The organism is Sphingobacterium thalpophilum, from assembly GCF_901482695.1.
GTDB classification, from domain to species: Bacteria; Bacteroidota; Bacteroidia; order Sphingobacteriales; family Sphingobacteriaceae; genus Sphingobacterium; species Sphingobacterium thalpophilum.
In genome coordinates, this window is the sequence record NZ_LR590484.1 from 4,521,569 (window position 1) to 4,536,870 (window position 15,302).

14 protein-coding genes are annotated in these 15,302 nt (G+C 46.5%); 7 read left to right on the forward strand and 7 right to left on the reverse strand.

Translation table 11 applies throughout. The annotated features are described in order from the left end of the window. Nucleotides 1-2: 2 nt before the first annotated feature. Both FGL37_RS18825 and FGL37_RS18830 read right to left on the reverse strand, forming a co-directional pair. Nucleotides 3-413, reverse strand: a complete 411-nt coding sequence (locus FGL37_RS18825) for a GNAT family N-acetyltransferase (RefSeq protein ID WP_051607103.1) — start codon at nt 411-413, stop codon at nt 3-5. A gap of 18 nt (nt 414-431) precedes the next feature. Further along, nucleotides 432-869 carry a carboxymuconolactone decarboxylase family protein gene (locus tag FGL37_RS18830; RefSeq protein ID WP_028070871.1) on the reverse strand — a complete coding sequence of 146 codons (438 nt, stop codon included), beginning with the start codon at nt 867-869 and terminating at the stop codon, nt 432-434. 84 nt (nt 870-953) lie between these two features. Between FGL37_RS18830 and FGL37_RS18835 the strand changes: the two genes are divergently transcribed. Then, entirely contained in the window at nt 954-2,426 is a 1,473-nt protein-coding gene (locus FGL37_RS18835; RefSeq protein ID WP_028070870.1) for an aminotransferase-like domain-containing protein, read from the forward strand. A gap of 47 nt (nt 2,427-2,473) precedes the next feature. Here FGL37_RS18835 and FGL37_RS18840 read toward each other — a convergent pair whose 3' ends face one another. Next, nucleotides 2,474-2,932: a MarR family winged helix-turn-helix transcriptional regulator gene (locus FGL37_RS18840; RefSeq protein ID WP_028070869.1), complete on the reverse strand. Its 459-nt coding sequence runs from the start codon at nt 2,930-2,932 to the stop codon at nt 2,474-2,476. Nucleotides 2,933-3,032: 100 nt separating this feature from the next. Here FGL37_RS18840 and FGL37_RS18845 point away from each other — a divergent pair, with 100 nt between their 5' ends. Further along, complete coding sequence (locus FGL37_RS18845) at nt 3,033-4,220, forward strand: FAD-dependent oxidoreductase (protein ID WP_051607101.1); 1,188 nt, start codon at nt 3,033-3,035, stop codon at nt 4,218-4,220. 83 nt (nt 4,221-4,303) lie between these two features. On the opposite strand, the gene FGL37_RS18850 is transcribed toward FGL37_RS18845, so the two are convergent. Further along, entirely contained in the window at nt 4,304-5,047 is a 744-nt protein-coding gene (locus tag FGL37_RS18850) for an SDR family oxidoreductase (protein ID WP_028070868.1), read from the reverse strand. A 105-nt stretch (nt 5,048-5,152) separates the two neighbouring features. Between FGL37_RS18850 and FGL37_RS18855 the strand changes: the two genes are divergently transcribed. After that, on the forward strand, nt 5,153-5,506 hold the full coding sequence (locus FGL37_RS18855; protein ID WP_028070867.1) for a winged helix-turn-helix transcriptional regulator: 354 nt from the start codon (nt 5,153-5,155) through the stop codon (nt 5,504-5,506). Nucleotides 5,507-5,628: 122 nt separating this feature from the next. Here the strand turns inward: FGL37_RS18855 and nhaA are convergent, their stop codons facing one another. Together nhaA and FGL37_RS18865 are read right to left on the reverse strand one after the other, a co-directional pair. Beyond that, nucleotides 5,629-6,807 carry a Na+/H+ antiporter NhaA gene (gene nhaA, locus FGL37_RS18860; protein WP_028070866.1) on the reverse strand — a complete coding sequence of 393 codons (1,179 nt, stop codon included), beginning with the start codon at nt 6,805-6,807 and terminating at the stop codon, nt 5,629-5,631. 11 nt (nt 6,808-6,818) lie between these two features. After that, a complete protein-coding gene (locus tag FGL37_RS18865; protein ID WP_051607098.1) occupies nt 6,819-8,246 on the reverse strand; it encodes an alanine/glycine:cation symporter family protein in 1,428 nt (475 codons plus the stop codon). A 229-nt stretch (nt 8,247-8,475) separates the two neighbouring features. On the opposite strand from FGL37_RS18865, the gene FGL37_RS18870 reads away from it, so the two are divergent. Next, nucleotides 8,476-9,858: a TrkH family potassium uptake protein gene (locus FGL37_RS18870; RefSeq protein ID WP_028070865.1), complete on the forward strand. Its 1,383-nt coding sequence runs from the start codon at nt 8,476-8,478 to the stop codon at nt 9,856-9,858. Between the two features lie 109 nt (nt 9,859-9,967). After that, nucleotides 9,968-10,645, forward strand: coding sequence for a potassium channel family protein (locus FGL37_RS18875; protein ID WP_028070864.1), 678 nt, complete (start codon nt 9,968-9,970; stop codon nt 10,643-10,645). Nucleotides 10,646-10,671: 26 nt separating this feature from the next. On the opposite strand, the gene FGL37_RS18880 is transcribed toward FGL37_RS18875, so the two are convergent. Then, nucleotides 10,672-11,964, reverse strand: coding sequence for a TIGR00341 family protein (locus FGL37_RS18880; RefSeq protein WP_028070863.1), 1,293 nt, complete (start codon nt 11,962-11,964; stop codon nt 10,672-10,674). Nucleotides 11,965-12,223: 259 nt separating this feature from the next. Between FGL37_RS18880 and FGL37_RS18885 the strand changes: the two genes are divergently transcribed. Together FGL37_RS18885 and FGL37_RS18890 are read left to right on the forward strand one after the other, a co-directional pair. After that, entirely contained in the window at nt 12,224-13,072 is an 849-nt protein-coding gene (locus FGL37_RS18885; protein WP_028070862.1) for a mechanosensitive ion channel family protein, read from the forward strand. Nucleotides 13,073-13,142: 70 nt separating this feature from the next. After that, nucleotides 13,143-15,143, forward strand: a complete 2,001-nt coding sequence (locus tag FGL37_RS18890; protein WP_232048737.1) for a BCCT family transporter — start codon at nt 13,143-13,145, stop codon at nt 15,141-15,143. The last annotated feature ends 159 nt before the right edge of the window (nt 15,144-15,302 follow it).

The following is a 15,302-nucleotide window of genomic DNA, read 5'->3' on the forward strand; positions in this document are numbered from 1 at the left end:
ATTTAAATCGGATGGAGCCTGTCGATCCCGAAAGCGTTTTTAAGCTGTTGAATCCCGATCTTATGATAATAGGAAATTGCACCCGGAGCAGACAACCAGATGAGTGAACAGTCATCGCCTGCCGTAGCTTTGGTCAAATGGATGAGCTGTCTGCCGATGCCTCGTTTCTGGTAGCTGGGATGTACGGCCAGGTCTGCCAGGTAGCAGCAGAAGCCTCCGTCATTCATGGAGCGCGCAATGCCGATCAGATGCTCTCCCTGCCAGGCGGTGATCAAAAGATTGGAATTGGCAAACATTTTCATCATTCGCTGTTTATCGTCGATGGGCCGTTTTAAGCCGGCTGCGGCATAGAGGGCGGTGATATGCTCCAAAGCAGGTATAAAACCTACTTGATAGTTTATTTCTGTATTCATTGTAGTGCTGTCAAAAGATCATTGCGGCTCGCGGCCTGTGGTGATTCCAATACGGTTCCAGGCATTCATTGCGATGACGCCCATGATGACTTCAGTAAGATACTGCTGGCCCAGAAGCAGCAGTGCCCTGTTGTACACTTCATCAGTCACTCCGTGAACCGAAATGCGTGTGATCTGTTCTGTCAAAGCCAGGATAGCCTGTTCTTCTTCCGAAAAGAAAGGTGTGTCCCGCCAGTGGGACAGTACAAATATCCGCCGCGGATCTTCGCCATATGCCAGGGCATCCCGGATATGTTTGTCCATGCAATAGGTGCAGCCATTTATCTGGGAGACCCGGATCTTGATCAGCTCGGCGTGAATCCTGTTTAATGAGCTTTCGGACAGATACTGCTCAAATCCAAGCATGACCTTAAAGGCCTTGGTGTCGACGTCTTTTAAAAATTCTCGCTTTTTCATGGTATTTTTTTCAAATATATTTTCAAATATAAGCTGGTTTTGGACTATCTTTAGGGGACAGATTGAAAAAAGATAGTAGTCCAGATGCTCCCGTTTAAAACACTGATACCGATCGACCGCAATAGTAAGCCAGCTGTGTATGAGCAGATTGCTCTAGCACTTATTCAGCTGGTGAAATCGGGAAAGCTACAGTCGGGTATGCGGCTGCCGAGCACACGTACCCTGGCAGCCACGTTGGCCGTCCATCGGAAGACCATCGTGGCCGCCTATGAAATACTCACGCTACAGGGCTGGGTAAGTACGAAGTATAAAAGCGGTTACTTTATCAGCCCGGATATACAGGTGGCGGCCGTTACAGGGCAAGCAGGGGCGGATACAGCCTTCGCTGGTCGCTTTCCGCTGACATTGAAGACTGCCGATAAAAACAAGGTCAGGAAGGTACAGCAGGAGGGCCAGTTATTTTTGGATGATGGATTGCCCGATCCGAGGATCGCTCCCTATAAGGGGCTGCTGCTGGAGCTGGGATCAGTTACCGGGCGCCAATATAACTTACGGAAAGCAAATTATGGAACCGCCTTGGCGAGCTCGGTTCTCAAGAAGGCCTTGCTGGCCCACCTTGCTCACTCCCGCGGCCTCCATCTGTCCGAAGACAATATCCTGATCACCAATGGTGCTCAAATGGGCCTGTATCTGACGTCGCGGGCACTGATCCATACCGGAGACACGTTTATTGTCGGCTCGCCGGGCTACGAGCTTGCCCGGTCGGCCTTCGTACTGAACGGAGCGACGGTGATCGATGTCCCTGTGGACGAAAACGGTATCGACGTAGACGAGATAGCGGAAGTATGCCGCACGACAAGGGTTAAAGCTGTGTACGTGATTCCCCACCACCATTATCCCACGACGGTCGCCTTGAGCCCGCAACGACGCCTGCGACTATTGTCTTTGGCTCATCAGTACAATTTTGTCATTATCGAAGACGATTACGACTATGACTTTCATTATTCTTCGGCTCCGCATTTGCCCATGGCAAGTTATAATCATCAGGGACAGGTGATCTATGTGGGAAGTATCTCCAAAAATTTTTCGCCCTCTTTACGGCTAGGATATGTGATCGGTACCGAAGATCTGATTTTGTCCCTGGCGTATATCCGAAAACATATGGACATACGGGGCGATGTGCTGCAGGAGCAGGCCGTGGGCACACTATTTGAGAGCGGAATTATGGAACGGCATCTGCGGCGGTCTGTCAAGCTGTATAAGGAGCGACGGGATTATCTCTGCGCTAAATTGGAGGTATACCGAGGCCGTTACCTGTTTTTTGATGTGCCTGCAGGCGGAATGGCCATTTGGATCAGGTTCGGGGATAACTATGACGTACGCCGGGTGGCCGCCCAGCTCAGGAAACAGGGATTGGCCTTTGACGAGCGCATGGTGTTTGCCGACGCTGCGCAACTGAATCACCTGCGGCTGGGATTTTCATCGATGGATCTGGCGGCTATCGATTTTCTAGTCGAAGCGCTGGGCCATGTGCTTGAAAATTATCCGGTGCAGTAGGGCTGCTGCTAGGGGCATGCCAGCCCAATGGAGCTGCCGGTAAATTTTCAGTGCTCTGCAGCCAGTTTTTCCATATCCTCCCGGTTGATCTGTATCGATCTGCTCAGAAAACTGATGATCAGCTGTTGTTCCTGTGGGCTATACTCATCCAGCAGTGCGTTGACGGCCCCCACCAACGACTGGTACAAGGGCAATACCTTCGATTCCAGATTGTTGACATGAAGCGTGATATAAACCTTTCTGCGATCGTTTGGATCAGTCTCCCGGAGGATGAAGCCGGCTTTCTCGAGCCGGTCCACCATTTTGGTGACAGCGCCACCCGTAATGCCAGTTTCCGCCGCCAGAACGCCTGCGGTCGCTTTCCCTAGACGCATAAGTACTTCCAGCGCTTCAAGGTCCGTGGAATTGATGCCAAGAATGGCAGAAACCAAATTGCTCCGTTTGATGGCCTGCGTACTGACTTCGCGTAATAAAGCCCCTATCTGTTGAATTTTTTCTGTTGCCATGTATGGTAAATTAGCATAATTTGCTTTACTTTGTAAAATGTTTACTTGGTAAAGTAAATGAAACTATTTAGTGCAAATTAACTTAATTTTTCTTTACATCATGGAAAATAACAGAAAAGTGATCATCATCGGTGCGGGTATAGCCGGAATTGGCCTTGCCTTATTTCTCAAAAAAATCGGTTTGAAAGCGGCATTATTTGAGTTTCGTGGGCCTCAGGAAAGTATGGGTGGCGGACTGAACATTGCTCCTAATGGAATGTATGTGCTGGCGGCGCTGGGCCTGGCGGGAGAGGTCATGGAGAAGGGCTGTCCAGTAAGCTTCGGTGTGTTTAAAAATGCGAAGGGATCTGCGTTGGCACGGATGAAATATTCAGACAGCAGCAAATATGCTTATCCGGCAGTCAATATCCGGCGGCAGGCCCTGCTGGATAGCTTGAAAGCTGCTGCGCTTGAGCAGGGCATAGAGGTTCATTACAACAAAAAGCTGCTTTCGGTCGATCAGCCGGCCCATGGGGTGCGGGCCTGCTTTGAAGACGGCACTGAGGTGTCCGGCCTGTTTTTGGTGGGGGCAGACGGTGTCCATAGCCAGGTGCGACGTATGGTATGTCCCTCGCTATTGCCCCAGTTTACCGGAATCATTGCGCGGGGAGGCTTCATCGCCAGGAACAAATTGTCCTATATTGCACCGCAAGAGAGCAATAACCTGAATTTTGTATTCGGAAAGGACGGTTTTTTTGGCTATGGAGGGGCCAATGAACAGGAAATCATGTGGTGGACGAATATTCCCGCCGACCATCCCTGGAGCAGAGAAGAGCTGCATGATTTTGACCGCAATGCCGAACGGCGGTTGTTGCTCGATTCCTTCGGAAATTATGCCAGTCCGGTGCCCCAGATCATCCGGGAGGCTGACAGTTATCTGCGGATCAATGTATTTGATGTACCCTTTCTTCCGAACTGGTACAGGGATCGTTTGCTGCTGATCGGCGATGCCGCCCATGCGGTGAGTCCGAATTCAGGACAGGGGGCTTCGCTGGCGCTCGAGGATGCGATGTTGCTGGCCAAACTACTGCGCGACGAGAAGTCGCTGGCCTTGGCCTTCCGGAAGTTTGAGGATGGCCGGCGGCCCAGGGTCGAGCGAATCGTCAGGGAGGGGCGCCGACGGGGCGAAGATAAACTGGTGGTCGGTCCGGCCATGCAGCTATTCAGGGAATGGATGATCCGGATCTTCGTCAACCTATTTGGCTCAAATGGCAACGATTGGCTTTTTCGTTATAAAATCGAGTGGTAAACCGGGGCTGGGCAGAAGGGTGATGCCAGCAATCCCCCATCACGTGGCGGAATGCTGGCACTACCACAGGTATTACAATAACACTATTTCATCGCATAGGTGATGTACCCGCCGTCAGCCAGAAGTTCAGCCCCATTGATAAAGCTCGCTTTTTCTGAGGCCAGAAATAGTACGGTATTCGCTATTTCCTCAGGCTTTCCGAGACGTTGAAGTGAGGTCGCAGCAGCGAGATGGGCGATTGCTTCTTGCGGTACCGCATTTTCCAGTCCAGGTGTTTCTACCGGCCCCGGACTGATGATGTTCACACGGATTCTTCTGTCCGCCAGTTCATTGGCAGCTATCTGGGCGATTTTATTTAGGGCCCCTTTGGTCGCCGAGTATACCGATGTGCCGATATTGGAGGCTGTGGCTACCGTCGATGAGGTGAAGATGACCGATGCACCGTTATGGAGCCGTGGGATCAATTTCTGTAAGGTGAAAAAGTGCCCCTTGACGTTGGTGTTAAACTGTGCATCAAAGTCTGCTTCTGTCGCCTGTTCTATCGGTGCGAACGTGGCGATGCCGGCATTGAGAAAAAGCACATCAATTTTGATATCCTGTTGCGCAAGGTGATTTGTCAGGGCATCGATTCCTGCGAGATTGGACGTATCGGACAAGACCGTATGCAATCGGTCATGATTGATGCTCTGGGCCGCCTTCTTCAAATTGTCTTCGCTTCTTCCGGTGATCCAGACATCGGCGCCGGCATCAATAAAAGCGGCTGCGGTGGCAAGCCCGATACCAGTGGTGCCACCGGTAATAATGACATTTTTTTCGCTGTAATCCATTTTTTTATTGTTTTTGATTTACTGGAGCAAATGTAGTTTGTATTTATTTATTTTAGTAACTTTGTATCGAAAAGTAACAGTAACATTGGAGTAACCAGGTAACATATGGAAGAGATAAAATGCAATGAAGAGATCAGCAAGAAACAGGTCATGGCGGTACATGATGCGATGGACGTTTTAAACGGAAAATGGAAAATCTCAATTCTCTCGGCGGTCTGCTATTACAATAAACGACGTTTTTCGGACATTCTGAATGATGTCAATGGTATATCCAACCGAATGCTAAGCAAGGAACTGAAAGAGCTGGAAATGAACCAGCTGGTGACGCGTACCGTTTTGGACACGCATCCCGTCACGGTCGTATACCAGTTGACCGAGTATGGCAAGACCTTGCGAACGATTATCGATAATCTCGCAGAGTGGGGCAGGGAGCACCGTAAAGTGATCACGGGGCGATAACTTACGATTGCATGTACCTGTTGTAATGATTTTGCAGGCACATATTGTTCCGGTGCCAGTGCCGGCAGCATTACCACCGGAATGATGCTCAAATGTATACAACAGCAACAGAATATGAGGTGCTAGGTCACATCCACCTTCTTGCCGAAAGCAAGTAATATAATATAACCTAGTAGGCCAGCCATTAAAGAAGTCAACAGAATGGAAAGCTTGGCTTCATTGATATGCAGGGCATCGTTAAAAGACAAAATTGAGATGAAAATGGACATGGTAAAACCGATTCCTGCCAATAACCCAACGCCAATTATATGTTTGTATGAACTCCCTTCGGGTAAACTGCTTATGCCTAATTTGGAACAGATCAAGGTCATGACAAAAATTCCTAAAGGTTTGCCGATAAGTAAGCCAAGGCTAATGCCCAGACCTAGGGGAGCTACAAGACCATTCAGCATTTCGCTTTCTAAAGCAATATTGGTGTTAGCAAACGCGAATAGAGGGATGATAAAAAAATTGACTGGTTTTACCAAGGCGTGCTCGAGCCGTTCCAAAGGTGACTCGGCAGCTGTATCGTTGGTAGGAATGGTCATGGCAATGAGGACCCCGGCGATGGTCGCGTGAATACCTGAATGGTGTACAAAGTACCAAATAAATATGCCCGGTATGAGATAAAGATAGGGGTTTTGAATGTTCATACGGTTCATGACAATCAATACGACCATGCCAATGGCGGCGTAGAGTAAGTAGCTAGCCTCAATACCTGAAGAATAGAAGAATGCGATTACCAAAATGGCAATTAAATCATCGACAATGGCTAAGGCTGCCAGAAATACTTTCAGACTTGCGGGAATACGGTCGCCCAACATCCCTATCACGGCTAGTGCGAATGCGATATCTGTTGCCATCGGAATACCCCACCCATCCACAGTTTCCTTACCCGAATTAAAAGCCAGGTAGATTAAGGCTGGTACAATAGCACCACCAATAGCACAGAGGATGGGTAACGAGGCCTTCTTGGGTGAAGAGAGCTCCCCCTCGACAATTTCCCGCTTGATTTCGAGGCCGACCAGCAAAAAGAATATCGCCATCAATCCGTCGTTGATCCATAGTAGGATAGTATAGCTTAAATGGACATGATCCGATTCGTATCCTATTTTCGTGTCCAGTAAGGATTGTAAACTTGCGCCGGCAGAGGTGTTTGCGACCACAAGGGACAGGACGACACATAGAAACAACAACAGGCCGCCAGCATTGCTTGATTTGAAAAAATTCTTAAATACAGTGAGATTAACGAATTGGCTCATAATGTGTGATGCTATTTTTTAGACCAAAGATCCATGTTAGGGAATCTATATTTACTATTATCAAACACCGGGTCTTGTTTGGCTTTCTGCTGTTGCCGGTAATCGTCATAAAGCGCAAGTACTTTTTTGTGTAAGAGCAATATGGCAATCAGATTGAGCCAGGCCATCAAGCCTACACCAATGTCTCCCAGTGTCCAGGCGGACTTGGCCGTACTGACGCAACCCAGATATACCGAACCTAAAATGAGAATACGCAATACCCATACCAACCGAACCTTCTGCATTTTTCGGGCTACAAAACTAATATTGGTTTCGGCGATATAGTAATAAGCCATGATGGTGGTGAATGCGAAAAAGGCCAGCGCAATGGCGACAAAGGCATCGCCGATCGACGGGAAATGGTGCGAGACCGCCTGCTGTGTAAAACCAGGGCCCATTTCGGTTGCAGGTAGATGCTGAACGATAAAGCCCCCTTCAGGATTCTCCACATTATACTGACCCGTAAAGAGGATCATCAGTGCCGTCGCCGTACAGACAAAAAGGGTGTCCACGTAAACGGAAAAGCCTTGTACTAAGCCCTGCTTGATGGGATGGCTGACTTCTGCCGCTGCTGCCGCATGTGGTGCTGTGCCCTGTCCGGCCTCGTTGCTGTAGATACCTCGCTTGACGCCCCAGGAGATCGCCATACCGGCGACAGCCCCGAAGGTGGCCTCCATGTTGAAGGCCGCTTTGATAATTAGGCTGAGGACTGCTGGAATCTGTCCAAAGTTGAGTCCTATAATTACCAAAGCCATCAGGATATATGCCCCCGCCATAAAGGGTACCACATACTCGGCTACTGTACTGATTCGCTTTACGCCGCCGATGATGATAATGGCCAGGAGCCCCGCAATGGCAACACCGGTGATACTTGGCGATACATGAAAGGCGGACTCAACAGCGGTGCTGATGCTATTACTTTGCACTCCGGGCAGCAAAAATCCGGTACTGATAATGGTGACAACTGCAAACGTCCAGGCAAAGGCTTTGGATCGAAGTCCTTTAAGAATATAAAAGGCGGGGCCACCGCGATACTCGCCGTCATTTACTTCTTTATACATTTGTCCCAACGTGGCCTCGACAATGGCCGAGGCACTGCCCAAGAATGCAATAATCCACATCCAGAACACGGCTCCCGGCCCACCCATCGCTATTGCAGTGGCTACGCCCGCGATATTGCCAGTACCCACGCGGCCAGAAATCGCCAGGGAAAAAGCCTGAAAAGAAGAGATGCCTTTGTCCGAACTATTGCTGTTGAACAGGAGACGAATCATTTCCCTGATCTGCAACAGTTGCGGAAGGCGGAAACGAATCGTGAAGTAGATGCCTGTTAGTAGGCAAAGATACACCAGGGCATCACTCCAAATAATATTATAAATTTTGTCTATTAAATTATCCATAAGTTATAATTGAACCGATAGGTTGGTTTAAAAGTAGGGAAATCCGTGCAACGCTTCTTGAATTATTGTATAGAATCTATTGATTGTATCGACTGTTGTCATATATTTTTTCTATAATATGCGTTCAAGTGCTGTTGCGGTCATCTTTAGTGCCCGACGATTGACCGTGCTATCCACACTGCTGGTTGAATTAATTTATTTTTCTATTTTTAAAGCATATTTTTAACGCGTGATCAGAAAACGGTTTTATAATCCAGCTCAACTTTTTATATCCAGCTTTTTGCTGTTGATTGTCTTGGGAACTTGTTTATTGAAGCTTCCAATTGCACTAAATCAACCTATCTCTTGGACAGACTCCTTATTTACAGCAACGAGTGCTGTTTGTGTGACAGGACTCGTGGTGGTTGACACAGCCACCCATTTTACCCTATGGGGACAGGTGTTTATTATGTTGCTGATACAGGCTGGGGGCATAGGTATACTTTCTTTCGCAGGCCTTTTTGCATATTTTTTAAAAGGAGGCAGTAGTTATGAAAATCAGCTCGTAATCCGGGATTTTTCAAATACGGAACGGTTAGGTGAGGTATTTGTGTTATTGAAACGTACTGTAGCAATTACCTTCGGCGTTGAACTTGTAGGCGCATTGGCCATATATTGGAGTATCACTGATCTTGCAGGCACTACAGTAGCTGACCGCGTGTTTATCGCCATGTTCCATGCTGTATCTTCATTTTGCAATGCAGGGTTCTCAACTCTACCGCAGGGATTAATGGATGCACAAGTATATTATAATTATGGTTTTCAGCTGGCAGTTGCCTGCATCTATATCTTCGGCGGATTGGGTTTTCCAATTGTTATTAATGTGCTCAAATACATCAAACATTTGTTGAACCGCTTATTTCACAAATGGACGACCAAGGAGAATTATTATCGGCCTTGGGTGATGACCATCAATAGTAAGATCAATCTGATCACCACATCTTGTATCACCGGCTTTGCGACATTATTGTTATTGGTTAATGAGTTTGACCACGTCTTCGCAGATCATCAAGGTGTGGGTAAATGGGTGATCGCATTTGCCACCGCGACGACTCCTCGAACGGCAGGATTCAATAGTATCGATTTTGCACAGTTGCACTTTTCAAGTATCCTCTTTGTTATGCTGTTGATGTGGATCGGTGCTTCGCCAAATTCGACAGGCGGAGGAATCAAAACAAGCACTTTTGCACTAGCTATTCTAAATGTACTCAGCTTGGCCAAAGGGAAGGATAGGACTGAAATTTTTCGTCGTGAGATAGCGACGATTTCGATCCAGCGCGCGTTTGCAACTATGTTCCTGTCGTTGCTGGCTATTGGTATGGCCGTATTTGCCATCTCATTCTTTGAACGTAATAGGCCACTATTGGAAATCGCGTTCGAATGTTTTTCTGCTTATAGCACCGTCGGCCTTTCCCTGGGAGTCACGGGTGATCTTACCCAGGGCAGTAAAATAATTTTAATACTTTTAATGTTTGTTGGGAGGGTGACGATGTTATCTGTATTGATTGCATTTATCAAAAAGGTACGTTATACACATTACCGATATGCAGAAGAGGAATTAACTATCTATTGAGCGTTGAAAAGCACCAACTGGAAGATGAAAGTATTTGTTTGATTGGATGTAAACAGTTGATATTTAAGTGTTTTTATGGTGGTATATAATGGATAAATAAATTGAAAAGATGAAATTTATTGTAATTGGACTTGGAAATTTTGGTGCTTCGTTGGCCGAAAAACTTTCCACACAGGGGAATGAAGTCATTGGAGTGGACAGACGATTGGAAAAAGTCACGGCGCTCAAAGAAAAGATAACGCATACCATATGTTTGGATGCCACTGATGAGGCAGCTTTCCATACGCTGCCATTAAAGAATACAGATGTATTTGTCGTCGCAATTGGCGAGGATGAAGGCGCAAATATTATGGTCAGCGCACTTTGTAAGGAAGCAAACGTAAAACGTCTGATAAGCAGGGCGGTCAATCGGCTCCACGAAAAAGTACTGGGAGCTCTGGGGGTATCGGAGATCGCACATCCGGAAGAAGAATCAGCTGAACGATGGTCCAAGCGCTTATGTATGACCGGTTTTGTCGACTCATTTGAGCTCAATAGTAACTATTCAATCGTCGAAGCTGTGGTACCATCGAAGTATGTTGGCAAGACCATACAGGAGATTGGCTTTCGTGAAAAATATGAATTATTGGTCCTTACCATATTAAAAAATACGGAAAAACAAACCACCTTCGGAAAAAGCGTAGTGACGACTGTCCTGCACGGAATACCGAGGCCGGACACCCGGTTGGAGTCGGAGGATATCTTAGTAATCTATGGCTACAATGACCATATTAAGTCGTTCCTGTAAATAGAAATAGGACTGTACACAAGCTGTTATCTTCTTATGATCTCTACACTGTCTTTCGGAAAATGATTTGTTAGCCATTTTTGTAGTTTTTCCTGCTGAGCTTGTACAAGTGGTGTAGCAGCAGAATATATGAATGCAACCCGATTCGCCAGACTGTCTTTCTTGGCATAGTGCTGCTGCATGCCGATACTGTAGGAATTTAATTCGGGAAAAAGCACGGCGATGTCCCGGTCAAGTTCGGGGTTGGCGATCTGGTAACGGGCAAGTTCATTGTTGAGCGCGCGAATGGTCAGGTCTTTTTCACTGACTGCCGCATTCCGCTTATCAATCTCACTCAGAATGCTGGATTTGAGGTCAAGGCTATCCTGGTGAATGACCAAGGCCGTGTTGTCAATGCCAAATGATTTCATGGCCTGCTCCAACGATTTGATCTCCTGCTGGCTGAATTTTTTGGACAGAAAGGCCAGTTCGAGTTTTTTTGGTTTGCTGTTTTGCTGAAGCTTTTCGTAAATAACGGTATACCCTTTATTGCTCAGTTCCTGTTGCACAAACTGCTTCACCTTGTTGCTGTATTTCTTTTCTTGCAGTAGATTGTAGGCAAAATAGATACTGGGGATTACCAGAGCGAGGGTAATGATGGTAATACTTTGTGTAATTCGCTTCTCACGCTGTTGATCCACATAGTGCTTCTTGGGGTAGCGCAGATACTTGACGATGATAAAAGTGGCGATACAAATAAATACACAGTTGATGATGTATAGGAATAACGCACCAGCAAAATAACTGAATTTGCCGATGGCCAGTCCGTAGCCTGCTGTACACAATGGCGGCATCAAGGCTGTCGCAATCGCCACGCCCGGAATTGGGTTGCCCTTGTCGACCCGCGTGATCGCAATCACACCCACAAGACCACCAAAAAGTGCGATCATGACGTCATAGATGTTGGGTGAGGTACGGGCTAGCAGTTCAGACTGGGCTTCCTTGAAGGGGCTTAACAAAAAGTAAATAAATGATACCACCAGGCTGATCAGGGTGGCGATCAGCAGATTTTTAATGGACTTTTTCAATAGGGGGAAATCGAAGGTACCTAGCGCAAATCCGGCGCCGACAATTGGTCCCATCAAGGGGGATATCAGCATGGCTCCGATAATGACAGCGGTAGAATTGACATTCAGACCCACGGAAGCAACTACAATGGCACAGGCCAGAATCCACGCATTGGCACCGCGAAAGGAAATGTTGCTCACGACATTTTCCAATACCGTTTCCTTTTTGTCTTCGCCCTCATGTAAATTAAAAAATCGGAGTAGTTTATTCATATACTTTTCTTTGCTTAAGCGAATATAATCAACAAAATTTATTTTCTGGGACGAAAATTAAAGATTCAGTATACCATGTAGCCTGAAAACTACAGTAATGAATCGCCATGTATGACGGAGGATTAAATTCGCTTTTTTCCGAACAATTTCCAAACTCGATTGTTGAAAATGTAAATATTGGCCCAAAAGTTTGAAATAACGTCAACATTTTAATATATTATGTCCCTTACCTTACATTTTTATTAAAAAAAACAGTATTATGAACAATTTAGAACTGAATGAAGTCCAGCAGCATTGGGACAAATTTGTCTCCTCTGCCATCGCCTGGGCTCCACGTATTATTACAGCCGTAATCTCTGCTTTACTGATTTATCTGATAGGTTCGTGGATCATCCGGCTGGTCAAGCGGATGATAGACAAGGCCTTTGAACGACGCCAAATGGATGTGTCGCTACAACGGTTTTTAAGTAACCTGATCAGCTGGATTTTAAATATTTTACTGTTTATTGTTGTGGTCACGCAATTGGGCGTTCAGACCTCGGCATTTGTCGCAATTATTGGCGCGGCAGGTTTGGCCATCGGATTGGCGCTCCAGGGATCGCTATCGAATTTTGCGGGTGGGATATTGATTTTACTGCTCAAACCTTTTCGGGTGGGCGATTATATTACGTCGAGTGCAGACGTATCGGGAACGGTCAATGAGATCGATATCTTTAACACCAAATTGACTACTCCTCAGAACCAGGAAGTCGTGGTACCTAACGGCGTCTTATCCAACAGTAGCATCACCAATTATACCAAACTTGGTACCAGACGTACCTGGTTTGACATTGGCGTGGCGTACAATGCCGATCTAAAGCAAGCTAAAGAAGTATTGATGCGCGTGATTCAAAATAATGAGTTCGCGTTTAAGGATCCTGCTCCACAGGTTGTAGTCACCGAGCTGGGTGATAGTGCAATCAACCTGTCCATCCGCGTGACTGCTTCCAACGAAAATTTCTGGACAATGCAGGAACAATTGATCATTGATTGTAAAGAAGCCCTAGACGGAGCGGGTATTGAAATTCCGTTTCCGCAACGCGATATTCATATCCGAAGTAACGCTTAATAATAAAAGGAGTAGCTAAGGTCAAACAATGACCTTAGCTACTTTATTTGTAAATTAAAATTGTATTATCTTGTCAAAATCGACTTTTAACAAAGGGATAGTTGTTCCCAGTCTTATTTTTATCATCGGTGTATGCCTGTTGTCCGTCTTCCTGCCAACATTGACCGTACGTATCCTGGATGCGGTCAAAGGCTTTATATTTGTTAACCTCAATTGGGTGTATGTCTGGGGGGTGACCTTGTTTGTTATTTTTTTAGTATACCTGATGTTCAGCAAATTTGGTAACATCAAACTCGGTAGTAACGATAGCAAACCAGAATATTCATTCTTTTCCTGGATTTCGATGCTTTTTGCTGCAGGCATGGGTATAGGCCTGATGTATTTTAGTGTCGCCGAGCCTATGCAGCACTATTCGACAGAGGTGTTTGCCAGCAATCACTACATCAACCGCGTAAAAAATGCGCAGCTCTATACTTTTTTTCATTGGGGCATTCATGCCTGGGCTATTTATGGCGTGGTGGGACTCGCTCTGTCTTATTTTGCGTACCGCTATCGGCTACCGCTCTCCCTGCGCAGCTGCTTTTATCCACTGCTAAAAAATAAGATCAATGGCAAATGGGGGAATGCCATTGATGTGTTTGCGCTATGCAGCACCTTCTTCGGAATTACTACAACCCTCGGATTTGGTGTGGTACAGGTCAATGCGGGACTGCAGACGCTAGGAATTGTGTCGGAAAGCAGTTTTACTTATCAGATCATCATTGTCGGGATATTAACACTGCTTGCCATACTTTCGGCGACCTCAGGCGTGGACAAAGGGGTAAAGCTACTAAGTAATATTAACATCATTTCGGTGGTGATACTGTTGCTGTTTGTGCTCTTTCTCGGACCGACGGTATACCTCATCGGTAGTTTTACCGAAGGTATCGGTAATTATGTAAACAATTTTTTTAGCCTGACCTTTGACACGCATGTGTACGACGAAGCGACCTTACCATGGTTTTACAACTGGACCATCCTCTATTGGGCCTGGTGGATATCCTGGTCGCCTTATGTGGGGCTTTTTATTGCGAAAATTTCCAGGGGGCGCACCATTCGAGAATTTGTCGCAGCGGTGCTCATTATTCCGACCCTCTTTAATTTTATCTGGATGTCGGTATTTGGCAATAGTGCTATCTGGTTTGATATCAATATCGCCAAGGGTGCGCTGAGCATCCTGGCCGATAATCCGGATGCTCTGATGTTCAAGTTTCTGGATTATCTGCCGCTGTCGGAGCTGGTCAGTTATCTGGTGATCCTGATCATTGTGATATTTTTTGTGACTTCGGCAGATTCGGGAATATTCGTGATGAACAGCATAGCAACCAAGAACGCTGTCAAATCACCGAAATGGCAAATGGTCTTTTGGGGTGCATTGCTGGCGATACTCGCCCTGATGCTGCTCAACACCGGCGGACTGCAGGCATTACAGACCATGACGCTCATTACCGCACTGCCATTTTCTATCATCATGCTGCTATTCTGCATCAGTCTGGTCAAGGCGCTGACGATAGACCGAAGCTACTATGAGCGCGACTTTTCGGTGAGCACAGTGCCCTGGTCGGGCGAATTCTGGAAAGACCGTCTCAAACAGATCGTGTCGTTTAAAAGCCGTGGATCGGTCGATCAGTTTATCGACACAACGGTCAAGCAGGCTTTCGAGGAATTGAAGGCCGAGTTTGGACAAAATGGCATCGAGGCCAAAGTGCAGCTCCTTGATAGTCCAAGGAGAATGCAGATCGAAATCCGCCACGATGTTGTCAACAACTTTATTTATGGCGTCAAAAATCAGCTCAAAGTGGTATCCGACTATGTAATGGAGGAAGAGAATCTCCCCGATTTGGACGATAAGAAAACTTATTTTCCAAAATCGTATTTTGGCGATGCCAGGGAAGGCTATGATGTACAGTACTTTACTAAAAATGAACTGATCAGCGATGTGCTCAAGCATTACGAACGCTTTCTGGAGATCATCTCCGAAGAGAAAAATGAAATGTTTATCAGCAGTAATGCCAATAAAAATATGCGCTGAGAACCGGCACGAGTGCCCGGCCTGCATGCGTAGGTCCGATAGCGACCGACCGTTTTTGGATAAGCAACAGCTCATTCCAAGAACGGCGGTTTTTGTAGCCCTTCTGGGGCCAATCTGCACTTTTTTGTTGTTTTATTTGCTTATTGATTAATTTTTAAC